General features: G+C 65.2%; 18 protein-coding genes and 1 pseudogene. 7 read left to right on the top strand and 12 right to left on the bottom strand.

Annotated features, from left to right (window positions below; translation table 11 throughout):
- Positions 1 to 115: 115 nt before the first annotated feature.
- Genes AKN84_RS29730 through AKN84_RS29740 form a run of 3 tightly spaced genes read left to right on the top strand, consistent with a single transcriptional unit; the run spans position 116 to position 3,320 of the window.
- Positions 116 to 1,177 (top strand): type III polyketide synthase, encoded by a 1,062-nt coding sequence (locus tag AKN84_RS29730; RefSeq protein ID WP_050424078.1) that lies wholly within the window; start codon positions 116 to 118, stop codon positions 1,175 to 1,177.
- Entirely contained in the window at positions 1,174 to 1,686 is a 513-nt protein-coding gene (locus AKN84_RS29735; RefSeq protein WP_128971269.1) for an isoprenylcysteine carboxyl methyltransferase family protein, read from the top strand. The genes AKN84_RS29730 and AKN84_RS29735 overlap by 4 nt, the downstream gene beginning before the upstream one ends.
- Positions 1,683 to 3,320: a DHA2 family efflux MFS transporter permease subunit gene (locus AKN84_RS29740; RefSeq protein ID WP_193399698.1), complete on the top strand. Its 1,638-nt coding sequence runs from the start codon at positions 1,683 to 1,685 to the stop codon at positions 3,318 to 3,320. Before AKN84_RS29735 ends, AKN84_RS29740 begins: the two co-directional genes overlap by 4 nt.
- Here the strand turns inward: AKN84_RS29740 and AKN84_RS29745 are convergent.
- From AKN84_RS29745 to AKN84_RS29755, 3 genes are all read right to left on the bottom strand, one after another.
- Complete coding sequence (locus tag AKN84_RS29745) at positions 3,312 to 4,064, bottom strand: sulfate transporter family protein (RefSeq protein WP_050424079.1); 753 nt, start codon at positions 4,062 to 4,064, stop codon at positions 3,312 to 3,314. The genes AKN84_RS29740 and AKN84_RS29745 overlap by 9 nt on opposite strands.
- A 99-nt stretch (positions 4,065 to 4,163) precedes the next feature.
- Positions 4,164 to 5,570, bottom strand: coding sequence for an MFS transporter (locus tag AKN84_RS29750; protein ID WP_050424112.1), 1,407 nt, complete (start codon positions 5,568 to 5,570; stop codon positions 4,164 to 4,166).
- Between the two features lie 126 nt (positions 5,571 to 5,696).
- Entirely contained in the window at positions 5,697 to 6,620 is a 924-nt protein-coding gene (locus AKN84_RS29755; RefSeq protein ID WP_050424080.1) for a LysR family transcriptional regulator, read from the bottom strand.
- A 173-nt stretch (positions 6,621 to 6,793) separates the two neighbouring features.
- Between AKN84_RS29755 and AKN84_RS29760 the strand changes: the two are divergent.
- A pseudogene (locus AKN84_RS29760) lies at positions 6,794 to 7,962 on the top strand (CaiB/BaiF CoA transferase family protein).
- A gap of 7 nt (positions 7,963 to 7,969) precedes the next feature.
- On the top strand, positions 7,970 to 8,917 hold the full coding sequence (locus AKN84_RS29765) for a beta/alpha barrel domain-containing protein (protein ID WP_050424081.1): 948 nt from the start codon (positions 7,970 to 7,972) through the stop codon (positions 8,915 to 8,917).
- A 22-nt stretch (positions 8,918 to 8,939) separates the two neighbouring features.
- On the opposite strand, the gene AKN84_RS29770 is transcribed toward AKN84_RS29765, so the two are convergent.
- Together AKN84_RS29770 and AKN84_RS29775 are read right to left on the bottom strand one after the other, a co-directional pair.
- Complete coding sequence (locus tag AKN84_RS29770; protein ID WP_050424113.1) at positions 8,940 to 10,538, bottom strand: glycosyltransferase family 39 protein; 1,599 nt, start codon at positions 10,536 to 10,538, stop codon at positions 8,940 to 8,942.
- 187 nt (positions 10,539 to 10,725) lie between these two features.
- On the bottom strand, positions 10,726 to 11,607 hold the full coding sequence (locus AKN84_RS29775) for a YiiX/YebB-like N1pC/P60 family cysteine hydrolase (protein WP_244485582.1): 882 nt from the start codon (positions 11,605 to 11,607) through the stop codon (positions 10,726 to 10,728).
- Between the two features lie 198 nt (positions 11,608 to 11,805).
- Between AKN84_RS29775 and AKN84_RS29780 the strand changes: the two genes are divergently transcribed.
- Positions 11,806 to 13,215, top strand: coding sequence for a flavin monoamine oxidase family protein (locus AKN84_RS29780; protein ID WP_050424083.1), 1,410 nt, complete (start codon positions 11,806 to 11,808; stop codon positions 13,213 to 13,215).
- A 264-nt stretch (positions 13,216 to 13,479) separates the two neighbouring features.
- Here the strand turns inward: AKN84_RS29780 and AKN84_RS29785 are convergent, their stop codons facing one another.
- The 4 genes from AKN84_RS29785 to pheS form a co-directional block, all read right to left on the bottom strand.
- Positions 13,480 to 14,424 (bottom strand): MBL fold metallo-hydrolase, encoded by a 945-nt coding sequence (locus AKN84_RS29785; RefSeq protein ID WP_050424084.1) that lies wholly within the window; start codon positions 14,422 to 14,424, stop codon positions 13,480 to 13,482.
- Between the two features lie 39 nt (positions 14,425 to 14,463).
- Complete coding sequence (locus AKN84_RS29790; protein WP_050424085.1) at positions 14,464 to 15,240, bottom strand: sulfite exporter TauE/SafE family protein; 777 nt, start codon at positions 15,238 to 15,240, stop codon at positions 14,464 to 14,466.
- Between the two features lie 254 nt (positions 15,241 to 15,494).
- Positions 15,495 to 17,903, bottom strand: a complete 2,409-nt coding sequence (gene pheT, locus AKN84_RS29795) for a phenylalanine--tRNA ligase subunit beta (RefSeq protein ID WP_050424086.1) — start codon at positions 17,901 to 17,903, stop codon at positions 15,495 to 15,497.
- Between the two features lie 277 nt (positions 17,904 to 18,180).
- A complete protein-coding gene (gene pheS / locus AKN84_RS29800; protein WP_050424114.1) occupies positions 18,181 to 19,263 on the bottom strand; it encodes a phenylalanine--tRNA ligase subunit alpha in 1,083 nt (360 codons plus the stop codon).
- A gap of 194 nt (positions 19,264 to 19,457) precedes the next feature.
- Between pheS and AKN84_RS29805 the strand changes: the two genes are divergently transcribed.
- The gene (locus AKN84_RS29805) at positions 19,458 to 19,868 is read left to right on the top strand and encodes a hypothetical protein (RefSeq protein ID WP_050424087.1); all 411 of its coding nucleotides are present in this window, start codon (positions 19,458 to 19,460) and stop codon (positions 19,866 to 19,868) included.
- A gap of 15 nt (positions 19,869 to 19,883) precedes the next feature.
- Here AKN84_RS29805 and rplT read toward each other — a convergent pair whose 3' ends face one another.
- From rplT to infC, 3 genes are all read right to left on the bottom strand, one after another.
- Complete coding sequence (gene rplT, locus AKN84_RS29810; protein WP_018269297.1) at positions 19,884 to 20,243, bottom strand: 50S ribosomal protein L20; 360 nt, start codon at positions 20,241 to 20,243, stop codon at positions 19,884 to 19,886.
- 74 nt (positions 20,244 to 20,317) lie between these two features.
- Positions 20,318 to 20,518 (bottom strand): 50S ribosomal protein L35, encoded by a 201-nt coding sequence (rpmI, locus tag AKN84_RS29815; RefSeq protein ID WP_008539890.1) that lies wholly within the window; start codon positions 20,516 to 20,518, stop codon positions 20,318 to 20,320.
- 447 nt (positions 20,519 to 20,965) lie between these two features.
- Positions 20,966 to 21,505, bottom strand: coding sequence for a translation initiation factor IF-3 (gene infC / locus AKN84_RS29820; protein WP_024584293.1), 540 nt, complete (start codon positions 21,503 to 21,505; stop codon positions 20,966 to 20,968).
- Positions 21,506 to 21,515 lie beyond the last annotated feature (10 nt).

Genomic DNA, 21,515 nt, shown 5'->3' on the forward strand with positions numbered 1-21,515 from the left:
GGACGGGCCGCCGCCTGGGTCAATTAATAGTGACTGCTGCGGTCCAGCTATCTCGTGGGCGCCTGAAATATTTTGCACGTCGCGTGGTTCCACAACCGGGGGAACTGGAGCCACGATGATCGAGACCAAGCAGACGGCCGCGCTTGTTTCCATGGCGACGGCGGTTCCACCGCATCTATTCCATCAGGGGCAAGTCCTGCAGGCCGCGCGCAGCCTTCTTGCCGACCGCTATCCCGAATTCGAGACGCTCTCCAGCCTGTTCGCCAACACCGGCATCCAGCATCGCCATGGCGTGAAGCCGATCGAATGGTATCTCGAACGGCGCGGTTGGCCGGAGCGCACACAGGCGTTCCTGGAAGGCGCCGAGGCGCTGTTCGTCGATGCCGCCGGCAAGGCGATCGCGCGCGCCGACTTGACCGGCAGCGACATCGATACCGTGGTCACGGTGTGCTCGACCGGCATCGCCACGCCGACGCTGGAGGCACGCGTCGCCGGCAAGCTCGGTTTGCGGCCGGATGTGTCGCGTGTGCCGGTGTTTGGCCTCGGCTGCGCCGGCGGCGTGTCGGGCCTATCGATCGCGGCGCGGCTGGCGCAAGCGCGGCCGGGCACGAACGTGCTGCTGGTTGCGCTCGAGCTCTGCACGCTCGCGGTCCGCCACGATGAGCTCACCAAGGCAAATATCGTTGCGGCCAGCCTGTTCGGCGATGGCGCCGCGGCGATCGTGCTGCGCGCCGGCGACGGCGGTGCGACGCGGATCGAGGCGGCCGGCGAAAAGCTTTGGCCGGATACGCTCGGCATCATGGGCTGGACGGTCGATCCGGAAGGATTCGGCGTTGTCTTTCAGCGCACAATTCCGGACTTCGTCCGCGACCATATTGGACCGGCCGTCGCCGAAATTCTCGCGCGGATGCAGCTGACGACCGATGAGATCGACCGCTTCCTCTGCCATCCCGGCGGCTCCAAGGTCATCGCCGCGCTGGAGCGGGCGCTCGCGCTCGACCAGGGCACGCTCGATCACGAACGCGATGTCATTGCGGCGTGCGGCAACATGTCGGCTCCGACGGTGCTGTTCGTCCTCGAACGCGCTTGCGCCAAGGGCTTGCCGCCGCGCGCGCTGCTCACCGCGCTCGGGCCCGGCTTCACGCTGAGCTGCGTTGCGCTGAGGCACGCGGCGTGAGTTTCGCCTCGGTCATCCTTGCGCTGGTCACGCTGCAACGCCTCGGCGAGCTCGCGCTGTCCCGCCGCAACACCGAGCGGCTGCTGGCGCGAGGCGCGATCGAGGTCGGCGCCGGTCACTACCCGCTGATCGTGCTGCTTCACGCGGGCTGGCTGACCGCGCTGTGGATCTGGGGCCGCAACCAGGACGTCAACCTGGCTGCATTGGCGGCTTTCGTGGCACTGCAAGGCTTGCGACTGTGGATCCTCGCCGCGCTCGGACCGCGATGGACCACGCGGATCATCGTGTTGCCGGGTGCACCGCTGATCGCATCCGGGCCGTACCGGTACATTCCGCATCCAAACTATGCCGTGGTCGTCGCTGAAATCGCGCTGCTTCCGCTCGCACTGCACCTGCCGGTGTTGGCATTGATCTTTACCGTGCTCAATTGTGCGGTGCTTGCCGTCCGAATTCGCGCCGAGAGCCGTGCGCTGTCGGTTTCCGACTGGCCACGCATCAGCACGCCATGAGCGAGCGGGCAGATCACGCAGCCGACCGCCCGTCGGCTGCGACCTGGGCAGGGTTCCTGCTGATGTGCCTCGGCATGTTCATGGCAATCCTCGACATCCAGGTCGTCGCGACCTCGCTGCCGACGATCCAGCGCGCGCTAGCGATCTCGCCTTCGGCGATGAGCTGGATCCAGACCGCCTATCTGATCGCCGAGGTGATCGCGATCCCGCTGACCGGACTGTTCACCCATGCACTATCGCTGCGATGGCTGTTCGTCATCGCCGTCAGCCTGTTCACCATCGCGTCGGTCGGCTGCGCCTTCAGCGGCGGCTTTGCCGTGCTGCTGACTTTCCGTGTGCTGCAGGGTTTCTCCGGCGGCGTTCTGATCCCTGCGGTATTCTCTGCCGTGTTCACGCTGTTTCCGGCGCGCCTGCATCCGGTCGCCACCACGATCGGGGGTGCCGTCGCCGTGCTCGCACCGACCGTTGGACCTGTTGTCGGCGGCTGGATCACGCAAACCTGGTCGTGGCCGTGGCTGTTCCTGATCAACCTGGTTCCGGGAACGATTGCGGCGCTGGTCACGCCGCTGCTGCTTCCGAAGGAGGGGATCCATCTTCGCGCGTTCTCCAGGCTGGACAAATCGTCGCTGACCCTGCTCGCAGCGGTCCTCGCAAGCCTGATGATCGGGCTGAAGGAAGCGCCGCAGCGCGGCTGGGCCTCGATGCTCTGCCTCAGCCTGCTGATCGGAAGCATTGCCGGGACGGCGCTGCTGATCCGGCGCACGCTCCGCGCGGCGGATCCGATCGCGCAATTGACCTTGTTCCGGCGGCGTTCGTTCGCGATCGGTTGCGCGCTGAGCTTCTGCCTCGGCATCGGTCTCTACGGATCGACCTATCTGATGCCGGTCTTCCTCGGCTTCGTCCGCCGCCATGACGCCTTCGAGATCGGCACCATCATGCTGGTCACGGGAGCTGCGCAGCTCGTCGCCGCGCCGCTGGCGGCCTTCCTCGAAAGTCGCGTCGGCGCGCTGGTGTTGACCGGCACGGGCTTCGCCTTGTTTGCGCTCGGTCTCGGATTGAGCGCTTTCCAGCCACGTACGGTCGATTTCGGCGAGATGCTCTGGCCGCAGGTCGTGCGCGGCGTCGCCATCATGTTTTGCCTGCTGCCGCCGACGCGGTTTGCGCTGGGCAGCCTGCCGGAGGCCGAGATTGCCGACGCCAGCGGCCTGTTCAACCTGATGCGGAATCTGGGTGGCGCGATCGGCATCGCCCTGATCGACACCATCCTCTACGGGCGCAGCCCGATCTATGGCGAGGATTTTCGTGCACGCCTGCTGGCAGGCGATGTCAACGCGGCGCAGGCGATCGGCCTCGATCCGATGTTGCTGATCAACCGTCCGCCGGGGCCGCCTGACGATGCCACGGTGGCGTTCATCCGGCCGCTGGTCGAACGGGCGTCGCTCGCGCTCACCGTCAACGAGGCATGGGCGATGCTGGCCTGCGCGGCAATCGCCGGTCTGATGCTGGTGACGTTCACGCGCGACCGGGCGCCGGCGTCCGTCCAGGTGCCGCGGGAATGCGAGCTAGAGCGTGATCCGGAAAAGTGGACACCGGTTTTCCGAAAAGATCATGCTCAAGAAAGACATCTAGATTGAGGAGACGTTGCTTCGCCGCGCCGGCTCGATCAGCTCGCGCCGCGGGCCCGACAGCCGCTTGTACATGTGGACCATGAAGGCCATGCCGAACAGCGGCGTCGCCAGATTGACGATCGGAATCGAGACGAAGGCGGCGATGAACAGGCCCGCGGTGAACACGGTCGCCGCATTCTCCTTGCGCATCGCTTTGGCATCATCAGGCGAGCGGAACCGCATCGCCGCGAGCTCGAAATACTCGCGGCCGAGCAGCCAGGCGGTCGCGATGAAGAAGATGATGAAGCCTGCGCCCGCGAACAGCACGAACGGCAGCGCGACCAGGTAAACCAAGATCGTCAGTAGTGCCGTCTTGACGCCCTCGATCGTCGCCAGCGTCACCGGCAGCGCCACGCCGGGATGATCGGCCGGATAATGCTCGCGCTCGACATGGTCGGCGACATCGTCGACGAACAGGCTCGCTACCAGCGAGGTGATCGCGGGCATCAGGAAGATGCCGCCGAGCACGACGCCAAGGCCCGCCGAGATCGAGATGATCCAGGACAGCACGTGCAGCGTGGAATGGAAATTGGGGCCGAGCATGCCTTCGGCCCAGACCTCGCCCGTGTCGGCAAACCAGCTCAGCAACCGTTGCAGTCCGATCGCCAGCACGGTGATCAAAACCAGCGCAAGCCCGATCGAGCGCCACAGGATCGTGCGCATCGGCGGCGACAGGATTTGCGTAAGCGCCTTGATGGCGGCGTCGAACATGACCGGATTACCTCTGCAAATGATCCGCGAGAGGTAGCCACCCAATACGGCTTCGGCAAGTGCCGCTTGTGTCGCGGCTGGAAACCGCACCGAAATGCTTTAGGCGTCGAGCGGCTTGCCGCGGACCAGGGGTCCCCAGACACCGATGGTCACGATCACGATGACCATCGCCGCGGTGATCAGGCCGAACACGCCGCCGACGCCGGCCTCCTTCAACATGAACGCCACGATGAAGCCCGAGAAGGTCGCGCTGAGCCGGCTCATCGAATAGACGAGGCCCGCCGCGCGCGCCCGGATCGCGGTCGGAAACACCTCGGTCTGGTAGGCGTGATAGGCGTAGGACAGCGTCATGTTGGCGCCGGTCACCAGCACGCCGCTCAAGATCAAAAGCGCCGGCGCGGTGAGCTGCGCGAAGGCGAGGCCGAACACCGAGATCGCGGCGGCGGCGCCGCAGATGATCCATTTGCGCTCGAAGCGATCAGCGAAGGTTGCGGCCAGCAGCGGCGCGAGCGGATAAGCGAACGCGATGATGAAGGAATATTGCAGGCTTTTGGTGACGTTGATGCCCTTCTCGACCAGCAGCGCCGGAACCCAGTTGGAGAAGCCGTAGACGCCGAACGCCTGGCACAGGTTGAAGATCATGAACAGCACCACGAGCGAGGCATAGGGCGGCCGGAACAGGTCGGCATAGCCGGTCTCGACCGGCGCACGTGCCGGCGCCACCGCGGGCGCAGGGCGCGGCGTGGCCTCGCCCGAAGCAGCCTCGAGCGTCCGCATGATCGTCTCGGCCTCGGCGGCGCGGCCATTGCGGGCCAGCCAGAGCGGGCTTTCCGGCACGTAGAGCCGTAGCACCCAGATGATCATGCTGGCGGCGGCGCCGATCAGCACCACCCAGCGCCAGCCATCGATGCCGTGGGGCGAGAGTGGCACCAGCCACCACGCAAGGGCTGCGACGATCGGCACTGCCGACAGCATCACCGCCTGGTTGATCGCAAACGCCCGGCCGCGCATCCAGCTCGGCACCAGCTCGGTGATGTAGGCGTCGATGGTGATCACCTCGATGCCGATCCCGATTCCGGCGATGAAGCGCCACAGCAGCACGCCGCCAGGCGTGGTCTGGCACGCCATGATCACAGACGCCGCGCTGTAGAACAGCAGCGAATAGGTGAAGACGGCCTTGCGCCCGTAACGATCGGCGAGGAACCCGAGGAAGAAGGTGCCGATGAATAGGCCGGCGAAGGTCGCCGCGACGAAGGCGCCGATGCCGGAGAAGCCGAAGAAGGCCTGCGTCGTCGTGGTCATCAGCCCGCTACGCGCGAGGCCCGGCGCGATATAGCCGGTGAAGAACAGATCGTAGATTTCGAAGCAGCCGCCGAGCGAGAGCAGGATCACCAGCCGCCAGACATAGCCCGAGGTGGGCAGCGCCTCGAGCCGTCGCGAAATCTGGTCGGCTCCGCTTGTCGTGTTGGCGAGATCGGCAACCGAGCTGAGTTCGACGGCGCTCATCATGGTCCTCCCCGGATGGTGCAGTGGCCGCCTTTCTTGCGAAGGCGTGCGGTTCGTGCATGTTTGGCAGCCGGGAGCCAGAAATCCAGACGAACATATCGAAGCAATCGTTCGATATTTTCGATCTCAGATGAGGAGCGTCGCCTCCCAGGCGCCGCGGCCGACCTGGTCCGCGATCAGGGCGCGGATCAGGCGGCACATTTCCTCCATGACGTAAGTCATCGGGCGGTTGCGCAGGCGGCAGAGATAGAGCGTGCGGGTCAGTTTCGGTTCGACGACTTCGCGCGCGACCAGCAGCCGTGCCTTCAACGGCTCGCTGACGAAGTGGGTCGTCGCGATCGTGCAGCCGAGGCCCGCGGTCAGCGCCCCGATCATGCCGCTGGTCGAGTTGAGGTGCATGATGGCGTTGGCCTCGAGCCGCTTGAGCAGCACCGGGTCATCGAGCAACGCACGCGCCGACAGTCCGTATCGCAACAGGATCAGCGGCAGCCGCGTCACCTCCTCGAAGGCGATCGGCGCCTTCTTGCCGATCATCTTCTCGGTGCCGACGCAGAACATCTGCTCCTCCAGCACCGGCTCGGCGATCAGGTCCTTTTCCGAGGGCGGATTGTAGACCAGCGCGAGGTCGACATCGGAGCCCATTAAGTGCAGCAGCGTCGCGCCGGACAGGCTCTCGGTCAGCGACAGCTTCAGGTTCGGATATTTCGTCAGCACCGTCCGCATCAGCGGCACGCCGATCGCCTTCATCCCGGAATTGGCCATTCCGATCGAGATGTCGCCGGCGATCACGCTGCCGCCTTCCTTGATCTCGCGCTCGGCCGCCGCCATCGCGCGCAGGATGATGCGGGCATGCTCGTAGAGCCGCTCGCCGGCCGCGGTCGGTTCCATGCCGCGCGGCTTGCGCTCGAACAGCGGCGTGGCGAATTCGGCTTCGAGATTCGCGATGTGGTGGCTCAGCGCGGACTGCGCGACATTGGCTTGGTCCGCCGCCCGCGACAGGTTGCGCTGCTCGTAAACCGCGATGAAATAGCGAAGCTGGCGCGAATCCATGGGGGTTCAGCGTTCTAGAACGGCGAATGCACTATTCGACAGATTATATTTTTCAGATAGCGTGCGGAAGCCTAACCTGCGCCAATTACAAAGCGTTTTTCGAGCGAAGTGGGTACCGGTTCGCGTGAAGAAAACGCGTCTGAATCAAGAGCGCAACGAGCACGGAGAAACCGATGACCGGGAGCGGACTGCCGCTGGAGGGCGTAAGGGTCGTCGAGATGACCCACATGGTGATGGGCCCGACCTGCGGGATGATCCTGGCGCAACTTGGCGCCGAGGTGATCAAGGTCGAACCTCCCACAGGCGACAAGACCCGTTCGCTCGGCGGCATGGGTGTCTCGTTCTTCCCGCTGTTCAACCGCGGCAAGCGCAGCGTCGTGCTCGATCTCGCGAGGCCCGAGGACCGCGAGACGATGCACCTTCTGCTCGCCAGCGCCGACGTGTTCCTGGAGAATTTTCGCGACGGCCAGCTCGACAAGCAGGGTCTCGGGCCCGAGGAGCTGCGCGCGAAATATCCGCATCTGATCATCGCCGGCCACAAGGGCTTTCTCTCTGGCCCCTACGATCATCGCCCGGCACTCGACGAGGTCGTGCAGATGATGTCGGGGCTCGCCGCGATGACCGGCACGCGCGACAAGCCGCAGCGCGTCGGCTCGTCCGCCAACGACATCATGGGTGGCATGTTCGGAGTGATCTCGATCCTCGCCGCGCTCTATCAGAAACGCGGTGGCAATCAGAACGGCGCCGACATCCGCATCGGGCTGTTCGAGAACTGCCTGTTCCTGGTCGCCCAGCATATGGTCGAGTACGAGATGACCGGGCGCAAGCCGCGCTCGATGCCGGAGCGTGAGCACGCCTGGCCGATCTACGACATCTTCGATGCCGCCGGCGGCGATCGCATCTTCATCGGCGTCGTCACCGAAGGCACTGGCAGAGTTTTTGCCGCGAATTTGGTCTGACGGAGTTCGCCGACGATCCGACGCTGCGCTCGACCACGGATCGCATCATGGCGCGCGACCGGATCATTCCGCGCGTCGCCGAGGTGATCAAGGGCTGGAATGTGGCGGACCTCTCGGCGAGGCTCGACGCGCTCAACATCTGCTTCTCGCCGATCAACCGTCCGGAGGATCTGCTGCAGGATCCGCACGTGCTGCGGCCGGGCGGGCTCGTTCACAACGTCAATGCCGACGGCAAGCCGTTCCGCGTTCCCGCGCTGCCGCTCGAATGGAACGGCCACAATATCGGCGAGGGCCTGAAGGTGCCGGTGCTTGGCGCCGATACCGACGCGGTTCGCGCCGAGCTCGCACAACAGACAATTTCATCAACCGGAAACGCTGCGTGAGGCTGACATGACCCGCGTCCACGATATCTATCCCAACGACAGAGTGAGCCTCCGCGAAGTCGGTCTGCGCGACGGCCTGCAGCTGGTGAAGACATTCCCGTCGACCGCGGCGAAGCAGCGCTGGGTGCGCGATGAATATGCCGCCGGCGTCCGGCATTTCGAGGTCGGCTCGTTCCTGCCGGCGAAGACCTTCCCGCAATTCGTCGACGTCCGTGACGTCATCGCCACCATCGCCGCGCTCCCCGGCGCGCATGGCGTTGCGCTGGCGCTGAACGAGCGCGGCGTCAACGAGGCGCTGGCTTCCGACGTCGCCGAGATTGCCTCGGTGGTGTCGGCGACCGAGGAGCACAGCCAGGCCAATGCCAACCGCTCGCGCGAATCCGCGATCGAGAACATCAAGCGGCTCTGCGAGCTGCGCGACGCCAGCGCGCACAAGCCGCTGGTCAATGCCGCGATCTCGATGGGGCTGGGCTGTTCGATCGTCGGCGCGGTCGATCCGAAGGAGGTGCTGCGCCTCACCGAGAAGCTCTACGAGGTCGGCGTCGACATGGTCGCGATCGCGGATACCGTCGGCTATGCCGGACCGAAACAGGTCGGCGAGCTGACGCGCGGCGCGGTGAAGATCGCAGGCTCCAAGCCGGTCTGCGTGCATCTGCACGACACCCGCGGCATGGGCATCGCCAATGCCTCCGCCGCGCTCGATGAAGGCGCCCGCGTGCTCGACGGTTCGCTCGGTGGCCTCGGCGGCTGCCCGTTCGCGCCGGGCGCGACCGGCAATGTCGTGTTCGAGGACCTCGTCTTCCTCTGCGAGAGCAAGGGATTTCCGACCGGCATCGATCTCGATCGCCTAGTCGAGGTGCGCGCGATCCTGAAGTCCGAGATGCCCAACGAGCAGCTCTATGGCGGCCTCGCCCGCGCCGGCCTGCCGCGCGGCGCCAAGGCGAAGGCGGCGTAACGTGGCATCGGCAACGTTCTGATCAGTCGCGCATGCGGTGGCTCGAGCTGAAATCCTCGACATCGGGCCGCACCGGGGCCGTTTCGCGGTAGGGCGGCACGATCAGCATCACGACCCGCCGTGTCCGGCCGGGCCTGCCCAGCAGCGTCGCCTGGGCGTCAAACTCGGAGCGAAAGACGTCCGTCGCGCGCAACGTCGTGCGCGCCATCCAGTTCAGGCAATCCCGCTGGTCGGCGAAGCATAATCCCGCCCAGCCGCGATCGAGCGTGGTCTTGCGCGGCAGGCCCCAGGTGTACTGATAGGCAAACGGCCGGGCATAGGACGGATGATCCGGACTATAGAAGGCGGCAGCGAAGGCGAGCGCATCGTCGCCGCTGACGGCCGCCAGCGGCGTCCCGGCTGCGTCGTGCCATCGTGCGGTGAGCTCGGTCGCAACTGCATGATAGAAGCCGCGGCCTTCCTCATAGCCGTAGGCGTAGCGATAGAGTGCGTGGATCGGAGCGCCGGCGGCAACCGCGAGAATGGCGATACCCGCCACCATGACGGTCAGGTTGACCGCATAGAAGCGCTCGATCGGGTAGCTCGTTCCGCACACGATCAGCACGATGAACAGGAAGAGGCCCTGCACCGCCCAGAGCGAGGGCAGGTCGGTGCCGATCGCGAGCGACACGATCACCGGAAACAGGATGGTGCCGATGGCGACCAGCCGCAGCAGGCGGAGCCCCGGGTTCATTGCGCGGAAATCCGCAGGCAGCCGCGCCAGCCGCCGGCCGGCAATGAACACCCAGGTCACCGCCGCGACCGAGAGGGCAGCGATCAAGCCCATGATGAAGTAGGAGACTTCCCACAGCGCGGCGACATGATCGGCACCGGCATGTGCGAGCGCGTAGTCGAACGTCGTTGCCCCCGTCGTGGCGAGCCAATGCAGATGCGGGCCGAGCACGAGCATGCCGGTCAGCGCCGAGATCCAGGGGGAGGCCGACTGCAGATAGCGGCGGCGATCGGGATGCAGCACGGCCGCGAAAACGAAGCTTGCGACCAGGAAGATCGAATAATATTTGCCGAGCATCGCGAGTGCGCAGGCCGCGCCTGCCGCGATCGCCCAGCCGAGTTGCCGCGGCGCTTCGAACGCCCGCAGGAAGCAATAGGTCGCCAGCGGCCAGGATGCCAGCAGCACTGCGTTCGCGTTGAACCGCTGGGCGTGGAATTGATAGGCCGGCAGCAGCATCGCCAGCAGCAGGACGATCGCGCGCTTCTCGCCGCGGACAAAGCGGCGCGAGATCAGGTCGACTGCCCACAGCGCCACGGCCGCGTTGACCATCGCCATCAGCTGCAGCGACCAATCGCTCAGCGGAAACACCGCGGTCCATCCCCGGGTGATCCAGCCCATCAGCGGCGGATGCTTGGGGTATCCCCATGCGAGGTGGCGGCCGAGCGTCCAGGTCTCGAGCACGTCGGGATGCAGGCCGGCGCCGAGATAGGCGACGATGAGATACGCGGTCCAGATCGCGACGAAGAGGACGAGAAGCAGCGGGATCGACCACCCGGTCTCGATTCCCTCGAGCCAGCTGTTGAATGGACGGCGCCAGCGTGCCGGGTCCTTCTCCGACGCGGCGGCCATCGCCGAGAAATCGATCAACCAAAACACCGTAAAACTACCGAATGAAAGCAAGCTTGAAGCGTGCGCACCCTAGTGATGCAGCAGCCAGAACTCAACGACGAAGCCGGACGACGAGACCGATTCCAGATCATGGTTGACGAGGCCGTCCGCGGTGCGCGCGATATCCGGCGTCCGACATCGGCGGCCGTTATCCCGGCGTGGGCTCCGTGCTGATCACTTCCGCAGCCGGAAGCGCCGTCTCTTCGTCAATCGCTTCAGGAACAAGCGGCGGCGACTTGCGCTCTGGAAACACACTGAATTCGCCGGCTACCTCCTGGAGCGGCTTCTGCTTGTCGGCCCAGTGCAGGGCCGTGTAGTCGAAACCGTGCACGATGGTGGGTTTGACGACTTCGAAATAGGGCGAGATGTCGAAGTCGCGCGGCATGTAGAGCGAGGAATCGCGGATATGCAGGATCTCGCGGCGTGCCTTGCGGCTGGCGGCGCGGGTGATCTTGGGCAGGATCGGATAGCGCACGGCGTCGAACGCCTGCGCGATCAGCGCCGAGCAGATGATCTTGGTCGGATCGCCGGAGCCGAATGCGATCATGCGGCGGCGCCAGCGCTGCGGGATCGGCAGGGGAAACAGATAGCGCGCGAGATCGACGATGTTCTTGGTGTCGTAGCCGAAGCCGATGCGGTTGATGGCGTAGCGGCACACCGTGGTGCGATCCTCGAACGACAGTCCGACCGGACGGCAGAGGCGGGTGTGATAGGACAGGTATTTCGACAGCGGCGCGGAGGTCACGCCTTCGCCGATGTTGGCCTCGATCAGCACATGCTGCTCGCCGTCGGGCTCGAACGCGCCGTCGATCGGTCCGACAAACAGCGCGGCATGCGACCAGGTCGATTGCGTGAGGTACTTGATGATGCCGGAAATGCGGTTGTTGCCTTCGACCAGCAGCACATCGCCGGGCTGCATGATGCCCCGCAGATGGTCCGGGTCGCTCGGCGTGAACGGCTCGTAACCGGGGACTTCCTTCGACAGGTACCCCGCGATCCATTTACCGACGGTATCGAGCATTACGCCCATGGATTCCCCCCAGCGGTTCTACGACCGCTTGTGTTCACTTAATCATGGTCGCAAGCCGTTGCAATTTAGTTCATGCCATCAGCGGATCAATCATGATTGATTTACCATGAGTGTTGCTGCGGTCGGTGAGATGCGGCACAGTTCGCGAAGCGTTCCCATTCTCTGCAAGTCCCCGGAAACCATGCCAGAAGCTATGTCATGACAGTGAGCCGCCGCGATTTTCTGTCGGCGTCGGCTGCTCTCGCGCTGGCGCCAGTATTTGGCGGCCGGGCGGTTGCCGCGCCGCCGCCGCGCGAGGCCGACATCGCCGTGATCGGCGCGGGGGCCGCAGGCATTGCCGCGGCGCGACGGATCGCGGCCGCGAACCGCAAGGTGATCGTGGTGGAGGCGTCCGGCCAAATCGGCGGCCGCTGCCAGACCGATGCATCGAGCTTCGACGTGCCGTTCGACCGCGGCGCGCGCTGGATGCACAATCCCGAAACCAATCCGATGATCCGCCTGGCGCGCTCGGCAGGGCTCGACATCGTGACGGCGCCCGCGGGCCAGAAGATCCGCATCGGCCGGCGCTACGCCCGTCCCGGCGAGACCGAGGAATTCCTGGCCGCGCTGGTGCGCGCCAATCGCGCCATCGACGACGCCTCACGCAAGGCCGATATCGCCGGCGCCGCGGCAATGCCGAAGGATCTCGGCGATTGGGCCGGCACCGCGGAATTCCTGCTCGGCGCCAATTTCAGCGGCAAGGATCTGAAGGATCTCTCCGCCGTCGACAAGGTGCGCGCGCAGGATCGCAACACCGCGATCGCGTGCCGGCAAGGGCTCGGCGCGCTGATCGCAAAACTCGGCGAGGGGCTGCCGCTCGTGCTGTCGACGCCGGCGCAACGTATCTCGTGGAGCAATCGCGACGTGATGGTCGAGACGGCATCCGGCAAGATCACCGCGCGCGCCGCCATCGTCACGGTGTCGAGCAACGTGCTCGCGAGTGGCAATATCAAGTTCGCGCCCGAGCTTCCGAAGCGCGCGCTCGATGCCGCCGCCAAGCTGAACCTCGGCAGCTATGATCGCATCGCGCTGCAGATCCCCGGCAATCCGCTCGGGCTGTCGCGCGACGACGTCATCATCGAGCAGAGCAATTCGACCAAGACCGCGCTGCTCTACGGCAATATCGCAGGCTCCTCGCTGTGCACGATCGACGTCGCCGGCTCGTTCGGCCGCGATCTGTCCGCGCAGGGCGAGAAGGCGATGGCTGCGTTTGCGGTGGAATGGCTGACGAAGCTCTATGGCAGCGAGGTCGGCGCCGCCGTCAAGAAGACCAGCGCGACGCGCTGGAACGCGCAGCCCTTCATTCAAGGGGCGATGTCGGCCGCAGCACCCGGCGCGCAATTCTCGCGCCGGATCCTGACCGAGCCGATCGGCGCGATGTACCTCGCCGGCGAGGCCACGCATGAGACGCTGTGGGGCACGGTCGACGGCGCCTGGGAGAGCGGCGAGCGCGCTGCGGACGCCGCGTTGCGCAGGATCGGAGGGGCCAAGGATGCGACGCCGGAGCCCGCCGCGCCCGGCGCAAAACACAAGCGCCGCGCGCCGCGATCGGCCGGGCCGATGAATTGATCGCGCGGTGAGATTTCGGCATCGCAGGCCGCGCTGGAATTGGTTCTCGATTCAATATGTCAAACACGCGGCGTCATCACCCGCGCATGCGGGTGATCCAGTATTCCAGAGACAGTAATGCTTGAGCCGAGAGGCCGCGGCGTACTGGATCGCCCGGTCGAGCCGGGCGATGACAGCTGTGGGTGGTGACGCTACTTCGCATTCCCGCGACATGATTTGTCAGGGCCTTGCCGCGAGTTCCGCGCCGGGGAATGACGCGCCTTCTCACACCGGCAGCTTCAACTCCATCAGATCCTTCGCCACCACGATCCGGCCCTTGAAATTCGTCTTCACATCCCGGGTCCAGTCGTCGTCGGTGACTTGAGGATCATCGCCCGGGACGAAGTGGCTGAGCACCAGCGTCTTGACGCCGGCGGCGGCGGCGATGCGGCCGACGTCTTCGGTCGAGGTGTGGCTGTCGAGCAGATGCTTCTTCAGCGTCGCGCCGTTCTTGGTCTTCGCCACCAGGCGATCGACCGCGGGAATGTAGAGGCATTCGTGCACCAGCACGTCGGCGCCCCTGGCGAACTCGGCGAGCTTCGGATTGTAGGCGGTGTCGCTGGAGAACACGATGACACCGTCCGGCGTCTCGAACTTGTACGCGAAGTTGTCGACGATGGGCGGGTGCGGCGTGCGGAACGCGGTGACGGTGACATCTGATGTCTTCAGCACCACGCCGTCGTCGGTGATGTCTTTCGCGATCAAGAGCTTTCGCGGATCGGGCCGGCCTTCATCCTCGATCCGGGTCTCGACGTCGAACTTGTTCAGCTCCCAATACTCCTTCGTCATCGCCTCGATGCCCTTGGGGCCGAACGAATGGATCGGCGTCGAGAGGCCCGCCGCCCAGGCGTTGTAGAACAGATTGCCGTACTCCAGATTGTGATCGGAATGGTGATGGCTGATGAAGATGTACTTCACCGACGGAATCGGCACGCCGGCGCTGACCAGCTGGCGGCTGACGCCCATGCCGCAATCAATGACAAAGGGCGTGTCGTTGACGACGAGAAGATTAGCGGGGTTGGAGGCGCCGATGCCGACGCGCGGGCCGCCCTTGGTGCCGAGGAGCACGATCCGGGTGCGCGGTTTTGCATTTTGCGCGCGCACGCCGGGCGCCGCGAGCATGGCGGCGCTGCCGAGCGCCAGTTTCAATGTGGTGCGGCGACCGATCATGGTGTTCCTCCCGCGGTCTTCTTCTGAGCTCTGCCGAGCCTACCCGCCGCGCAAAATGCCATCAAGCGCCGGCAGGCCGACGATGACGGCCGCCGCAATCAGCGCGTAGCAGATCGCGCGAAACACCTGCTCGCTGGCCTTCCCGAACAGCGAGGCGCCGAACCAGACGCCGATGCCGTAGATCGGACCTACGATCAGCGAGAACTTGGCCGATTCGATCGTGATCAGTCCGGTGAACCAGTAGCTGACCAGCGAGAAAAAATCCGAGGCGCCGAAGAACAGCACGATGTTGGCGCGTGAGATCACCGACGAGATCGGGCGTCCGAGCCAATAGGCGACGATCGGCGGGCCGCCGGTCTGCGCGAGGCCGCTGCAGAAGCCGGAGAGGCCGCCGACGCCGATCGAGAGCGCGGCGTGATCCTTGCCGTGGTAGCGCCAGCCCGACAGCAGCAATGCAAGCAGCGCTGCGACGAAGCAGGAGATGATCCAGCGCGTGGTCACGGGCTCGAGCACGGTGAGGAAATAGGTGCCGATGGGAACGCCGACCAGCGCGCCGGCCACCATCACGGCGGTGGCCTTGCGGTCGGCATGCGTCCAGGCATTCGGCAGCAGCGGCGTCGCGGCAATGAAGTCGATGATGAGCAGCAGCGCGGCCACCAGCCGCGGCGCCGCGACGCTGCTCGCCAGCGGCATGAAGATCAGCGCCGAGCCGAAGCCCGAAAAGCCGCGCGCCGTGCCCGACACGAACGCAATCGCGCAGATCGCCAGCGCGATGCTGGTCGAGATGTCGGACGGGATGAGGCTGAGGGAGGTCATGGGAGGGAAACGCAGTTCAACCAGCTGGCCGGCAAGTGGGCTCATGCCTTGAGACAAAGTGCCCGCAACTCAGACCCGTCATCCTGAGGTGCGAGCGGAGCGAGCCTCGAAGGATGAATCGGCCACAGTCGGGCCGTCGACCCTTCGAGACGGCCGCTACGCGGCCTCCTCAGGGTGACGGTGACGGGTTCTCCTCCCCCGCGTGCGGGAGAGAGCTGCGTATCACTCGCGTCCCCATCGCGCCCGCGCCAACATCACGCCCGCAGCGTGCCGCCGGTCTTCTTGGTCACCTCGGCAACGACCTTGGCGGCAACCGCGTCGATCTCCTGGTCGGTCATCGTCTTCTCGCGGGGCTGGATCGTCACCGCGATCGCGATCGACTTCTTGTCGGGATCGATGCCCTTGCCTTCATAGACGTCGAACACTGTGACGTCAGTGATCAGCTTCTTGTCGACACCCTGCGCCGCGCGGACGATGTCGCCGGCCTTGACGTTGCGATCGACGATGAAGGCGAAGTCGCGCGACACCGGCTGGAACGCGGAGAGCTCCAGCACCGGCTTGGCGCGCGTCGCCCGCTGCTTGCCTTGCGGGATGCGCTCGAGGATTACCTCGAACACGATCATCGGACCGTCGGCGCCGAGCGCCTCGGCGGCGCGCGGATGCAGTTCGCCGAAATAGCCGAGCACGTTCTGCGGACCGATCTGGATGGTGCCGGAGCGCCCCGGATGCAGCCACGCCGGGCCGCCCGGCACGATCTGCAGCGCCTGCATCGGCGCGCCGGCAGCCGCCAGCACGGCGAAGGCGTCGGCCTTGGCATCCATCGCATCGGCCGCAACCGAGCCGGTCCAGTGCCGTCCGATCCCGTTCGACGAGGCGTACCCATGGCGCACGCCCGAAGCAGCGACGAGCTGGTCCTCGGGCTTGTCGCCGCGGAACACCTGGCCGACCTCGAACAGCGCGACATCGGGAGTGCCGCGGTTGATGTTGGCCTGAGCGGCCGCGACGAGGCCGGGCAGCAGGCTCGGCCGCATGTCGGAGAGATCGGCCGCGATCGGATTGGCGAGCACGAGCTCGCTCTGGCCGCCGCCGAACAGTTTTGCCGCGTCATTGGTGATGAACGACCAGGTGACGGCTTCCACCATGCCGCGGACGCCCAGCGCGCGCTTGGCGCGGCGGGTGCGCTGCTGCATCGGCGTCAGCACCGGCTTGCGCGGCTCCTCGCCGCGGTCGAACGGCGTCATCGGCACCTTGTCGACGCCGACGATGCGCACGATCTCCTCGACGATGTCGGCCTTGCCCTGCACGTCGGTGCGCCAGGACGGGATCGCGATCTTCACGACGGGGCCGGTGCCGGCCAGCATGAAGCCGAGCCGGGTCAGGATCAGCTTCACCTCGACCAGCGGCACCTCGATGCCGGCAAGGCGCTTGACCTCGGTGAGCGGAAAATCGATGACGCGATCTTCGCCGAACTGCTTGCCGACCACGACGTTCTCGGACGGCGTGCCTCCGCAGAGATCCAGCACCAGCCTGGTCGCGAGCTCGAGCCCGGGCACCATGAACGCCGGATCGACACCGCGCTCGAAGCGATAGCGCGCATCCGAATTGATGCCGAGCTTGCGGCCGGTCTGCGCGATGTTGATCTCGTTCCACAGCGCCGATTCGATCAGCACGTCGGTCGTGCTGTCGTCGCAGCCCGAAGCCTCGCCGCCCATGATGCCGGCAAGCGATTCGACGCCGTGCTCATCCGCGATCACGCAGACATTGCTGTCGAGCGTGTAGGTGCGGCCGTCGAGCGCGAGCAGCGTCTCCCCGTCCTTGGCGCGGCGGACCGTGAGGTTGCCCTCCACCTTCTTGGCGTCGAACACGTGCAGCGGGCGCGCGCGGTCGTAGGTCATGAAGTTGGTGATGTCGACCAGCGCATTGATCGGGCGCAGGCCGATCGAGGTCAGCCGCTTCTGCAGCCACTCCGGCGAGGGGCCGTTCTTCACGCCGCGCACCAGACGCAGCGCGAAGCCCGGGCAGAGCGTGGCGTCGTCCACCTTGACCTGGACCGGGCAGGGGAACTCGCCCTTGACCGGCTTGATGCCGGGGTCCTTGAACTTGCCCATGTCGGCGGCGGACAGGTCGCGCGCGATGCCGTGCACGCCGGTGCAGTCCTGCCGGTTCGGCGTCAAATTGATCTCGATGGTGGGATCGCCGAGCCCGGCCCAGTCGGCATAGCCCTTGCCGAGCGGCGCGTCGGCCGGCAGCTCCATGATGCCGTCGTGATCCTCGGAGAGCTGCAGTTCGGCCGCAGAGCACAGCATGCCGCGGCTCTCGACGCCGCGGATGGTGCCGATGCCGAGCGTGATGTCCTTGCCGGGGATGTAGGTGCCGGGCGGCGAGAACACGCTGATCAGCCCCGCACGCGCGTTCGGCGCGCCGCACACCACCTGCACCGGCGCACCGCCGTCGCCGGTGTCGACCATGCAGACCCGCAGCCGGTCGGCATTCGGATGCTGCTCAGCCGAGATCACGCGCGCGATGGTGAACGGCGCAAGCTGCTTCGCCTTGTCCTCGATGTTCTCGACCTCGAGCCCGATCATGGTGAGCTTGTCGGCGAGCTTGTCGAGCGGCTCGTCGGTCTCGAGATGTTCCTTCAGCCAGGAGAGGGTGAACTTCACGGCTGCATGCCTCGGTTCTTGTTGGTGTTGACTAGGATACTTGCGCCGGCGGTAGGGCTCCCTCCCCCTTGCGGGGGAGGGTGGGGAGAGGGGTACGCCGCTCGCGCGGGAGGTCGTTGTGTCGTGGGCTGCGTCAGCAACATCGAAGCAAGAAGGACTCGCGGAGATGTCCTGGCTAGCGACTGCGTTCAGCGTTCGCGGCCACCCCTCTCCCTGACCCTCCCCCGCAAGGGGGAGGGAACGGAGAGAGCGCGCCGTGGGTGAAGGAAACCCAGACTCACGAACTCAATCCCCCCGCGATGGTCGGGATGTCGAGCGGCTTGAAGCCGTAGTGGTTGAGCCAGCGGATGTCGTTCTCGAACAGCTGGCGGAGATCGGCGATGCCGTATTTCAGCATCGTGATGCGGTCGAGGCCCATGCCCCAGGCGAAGCCCTGGTAGACGTCGGGATCGATGCCGCAGGCTCGCAGCACGTTCGGGTGCACCATGCCGCAGCCGAGGATCTCCATCCAGTCCTCGCCTTCGCCGAAGCGGATCTCGCCCTTGTCGCGGCGGCACTGGATGTCGACCTCGAGCGAGGGCTCGGTGAACGGGAAGAACGACGGCCGGAAACGCATGTTGATGTGGTCGACCTCGAAGAACGCCTTGCAGAACTCGTGCAGGATCCATTTGAGGTGTCCGAGATGCGAACCCTTGTCGATCACGAGGCCTTCGACCTGGTGGAATTGCGGCGTATGCGTCGCATCGGAGTCGATGCGATAGGTGCGGCCCGGGCAGATGATGCGGATCGGCGGCTTCTGGGTCAGCATCGTGCGCACCTGCACCGGCGAGGTGTGGGTGCGCAACAGCATGCGCGAGCCGTCCTGCTTCGGGTTGAAGAAGAAGGTGTCGTGCATCTCCCGCGCCGGATGGCCTTCGGGGAAGTTCAGCTTGGTGAAGTTGTAATCGTCGGTCTCGATGTCGGGACCTTCGGCGATTGCAAACCCCATGTCGGCGAAGATGGTGTTGACCTCGTCGAACACCTGGCTCAGCGGATGGATGCGGCCGGTCTCCGCCGGCGCATCGCGCAGTGGCAGCGTGACGTCGATGGTCTCGGCGGCGAGACGGGCATCGAGCGCGGCCGCCTTCAGCACGTCGCGCCTGGCCGCGAGCGCCTGCGTCACCGCATCCTTGGCGAGGTTGATCTTGGCGCCCTCGGTCTTGCGCTCGTCCGGCGACATCTTGCCGAGGGTGGCGAGCAAGGCCGAGATCGAGCCCTTCTTGCCGAGGGCCGAGACGCGCACCGCCTCGAGGGCGGCTTCGTCAGCGGCTGAGGTGATCTGGTCGAGGATGGATTGTTCGAGCGTTGCGAGGTCGGACACGGTCAATTCCTGCGCTGAGCATGATCCGGCGGGAAGAGCCGGCTTCCGAACCATGCGCCAAAATTCGGCTGGGTTGTCGCCGCCCGAAGGCCGTAACGTCAAGCAAAAAGCCGGTCATTTCGGGCTTGTGGCCGGCGCATTGAACCCGATGCGGAGGCCGGGCTACCCAAGGGGAGTTCAAGGAGGCCCACGCGATGTTGCTGCGATCTTGCCTTGCCGTGCCAGCGGTCCTGTTGATGCTCGGAACGGCGCATGCCGCGACCGACGAATGTCCCGCCAAATCGACCCAGATGGACGACATCATCGCAGAGCTCGAGAAGGCGCCGAGCTGCAACCGCGCGATGAAGGTCTTCGAGGCGTGCGAATACGGCGCCAGCGGAGACGTCCAGTTCGGCGAAGTGGTCGAGAAGAAATGCGAGGCGGACTTCCTGTCCGGCCTCGGCGTGTCGCAGAAGAAGGCCTATGCCGGCCAGCTCAAGCGCTGTGACCACAAATACGACAACGAAAGCGGCACCATGTACCGCTCGTTCACGGCGTTCTGCCGGGCAATCGTCGCCCAGCGCTTTTCGCAGAAGGCGCTGAAAGCGGGCCCCAAAGCCCGCTGACAAGGCCCGCTAGGGTCAGGCGGCGAGCGCCGCCTTGGCCTTCTCGGCGATCGCCTGGAACGCCACCGGCTCGTGGATCGCGAGATCCGACAGCACCTTGCGGTCGACCACGACGCCCGACTTGGACAGGCCGTTGATGAACACGCTGTAGGTCATGCCGAACGGACGGACCGCGGCGTTGATGCGCTGGATCCAGAGCGCGCGGAAGGTGCGCTTCTTGCGCTTGCGGTCGCGGAAAGCGTACTGACCGGCCTTTTCGACCGCCTGCTTGGCGACGCGGATGGTGTTCTTGCGGCGGCCGTAATAGCCCTTGGCGGCCTTGTAGACTTTCTTGTGCTTGGCGTGAGCGGTCACACCGCGTTTGACGCGAGACATGACGGAAATCCTTGAGATCTAGAAGAGACGGGGCGCCGCGCTAGGAGCGGCAGGGTTCAAGCGAGTGAGCGCGATCAGGCGTTCGGCAAGAAGTACTTCTTGACGTTGTCGCCGTCGGTCTTGAACAGCACGCGGGTGCCGCGGAGCTGACGGATCTGCTTCTTCGTCCGCTTGATCATGCCGTGGCGCTTGCCGCGCTGGGCGTGCATGACTTTGCCAGTGGCAGTCACCTTGAAGCGCTTTTTAGCGCCCGACTTGGTCTTCAACTTGGGCATTTAGCTCTCCTGTGGCACAGCACGAAAATCGCCCCGAGAGGCGTCCGGCCGGCTAAAATGCTCGTTAGAGCGTTGAAAGTGCTAAGGTTTTTTCCGAATTGAAAGAACCTGCACTAGACGTCGCCACGGCAGCCCTTGATCAGCCGGGCGGCGAAGGCCCGGCTTATGACAGAGGATCGGCGGTTTTGCAACGTTTGAAGCGGGAAATCGGGCCGGAACTGGCTCGTAGCCGGGTCCTGTAGCCCGGATGGAGCGAAGCGCAATCCGGGGCAGGTCGACCCGTGGATATGCCGTCCCGGATTTCGCGGAGCCTGTCATCTGGCGCGCATTCGCGCGACCCGTTGGCTCCATCCGGGCTACGGACGACTCCATCCCGGCTACGAAAAACGAAACAGCCCGCCAGATCGCCTGACGGGCCGTTCCATTCAACAAAGCGACAAATTCGAATTAGCGCGGCGCCAGCACCATCACGACCTGGCGGCCTTCGAACTTCGCGTCCTGCTCGACCTTGGCGAATTCGGCAACGTCGGCCTTCACCTTGTCCAGCAGCTTGGTCCCGATCTCTTGGTGCGCCATTTCACGACCGCGGTAGCGCAAGGTGATCTTGACCTTGTCGCCTTCCTCGAAGAAGCGCTGCATGGCGCGCATCTTCACATCATAGTCGTGATCGTCGATCATCGGGCGGAGCTTGATCTCCTTGATCTCGACAACCTTCTGCTTCTTGCGGGCTTCGGCGGCTTTTTTCTGCGCGGAATATTTGTACTTGCCGTAGTCCATGATCTTGCAGACCGGGGGACTGACGTTCGGCGAAATCTCGACGAGGTCCATGCCGGCTTCCATGGCCATCTTGATGGCCACCATGGTCTCGACGGTGCCCTTGTTGACACCATCGGCATCGATCAGCTGGATCTGCGCGTTGCGAATCTCATCATTGGTGCGCGGCCCGTCTTTGGCGACTGTGGGCGGGGCTCTATTGGGACGGCGAATGGGTAACTCT

The organism is Bradyrhizobium tropiciagri (genome assembly GCF_001189845.1).
GTDB lineage: Bacteria > Pseudomonadota > Alphaproteobacteria > Rhizobiales > Xanthobacteraceae > Bradyrhizobium > Bradyrhizobium tropiciagri.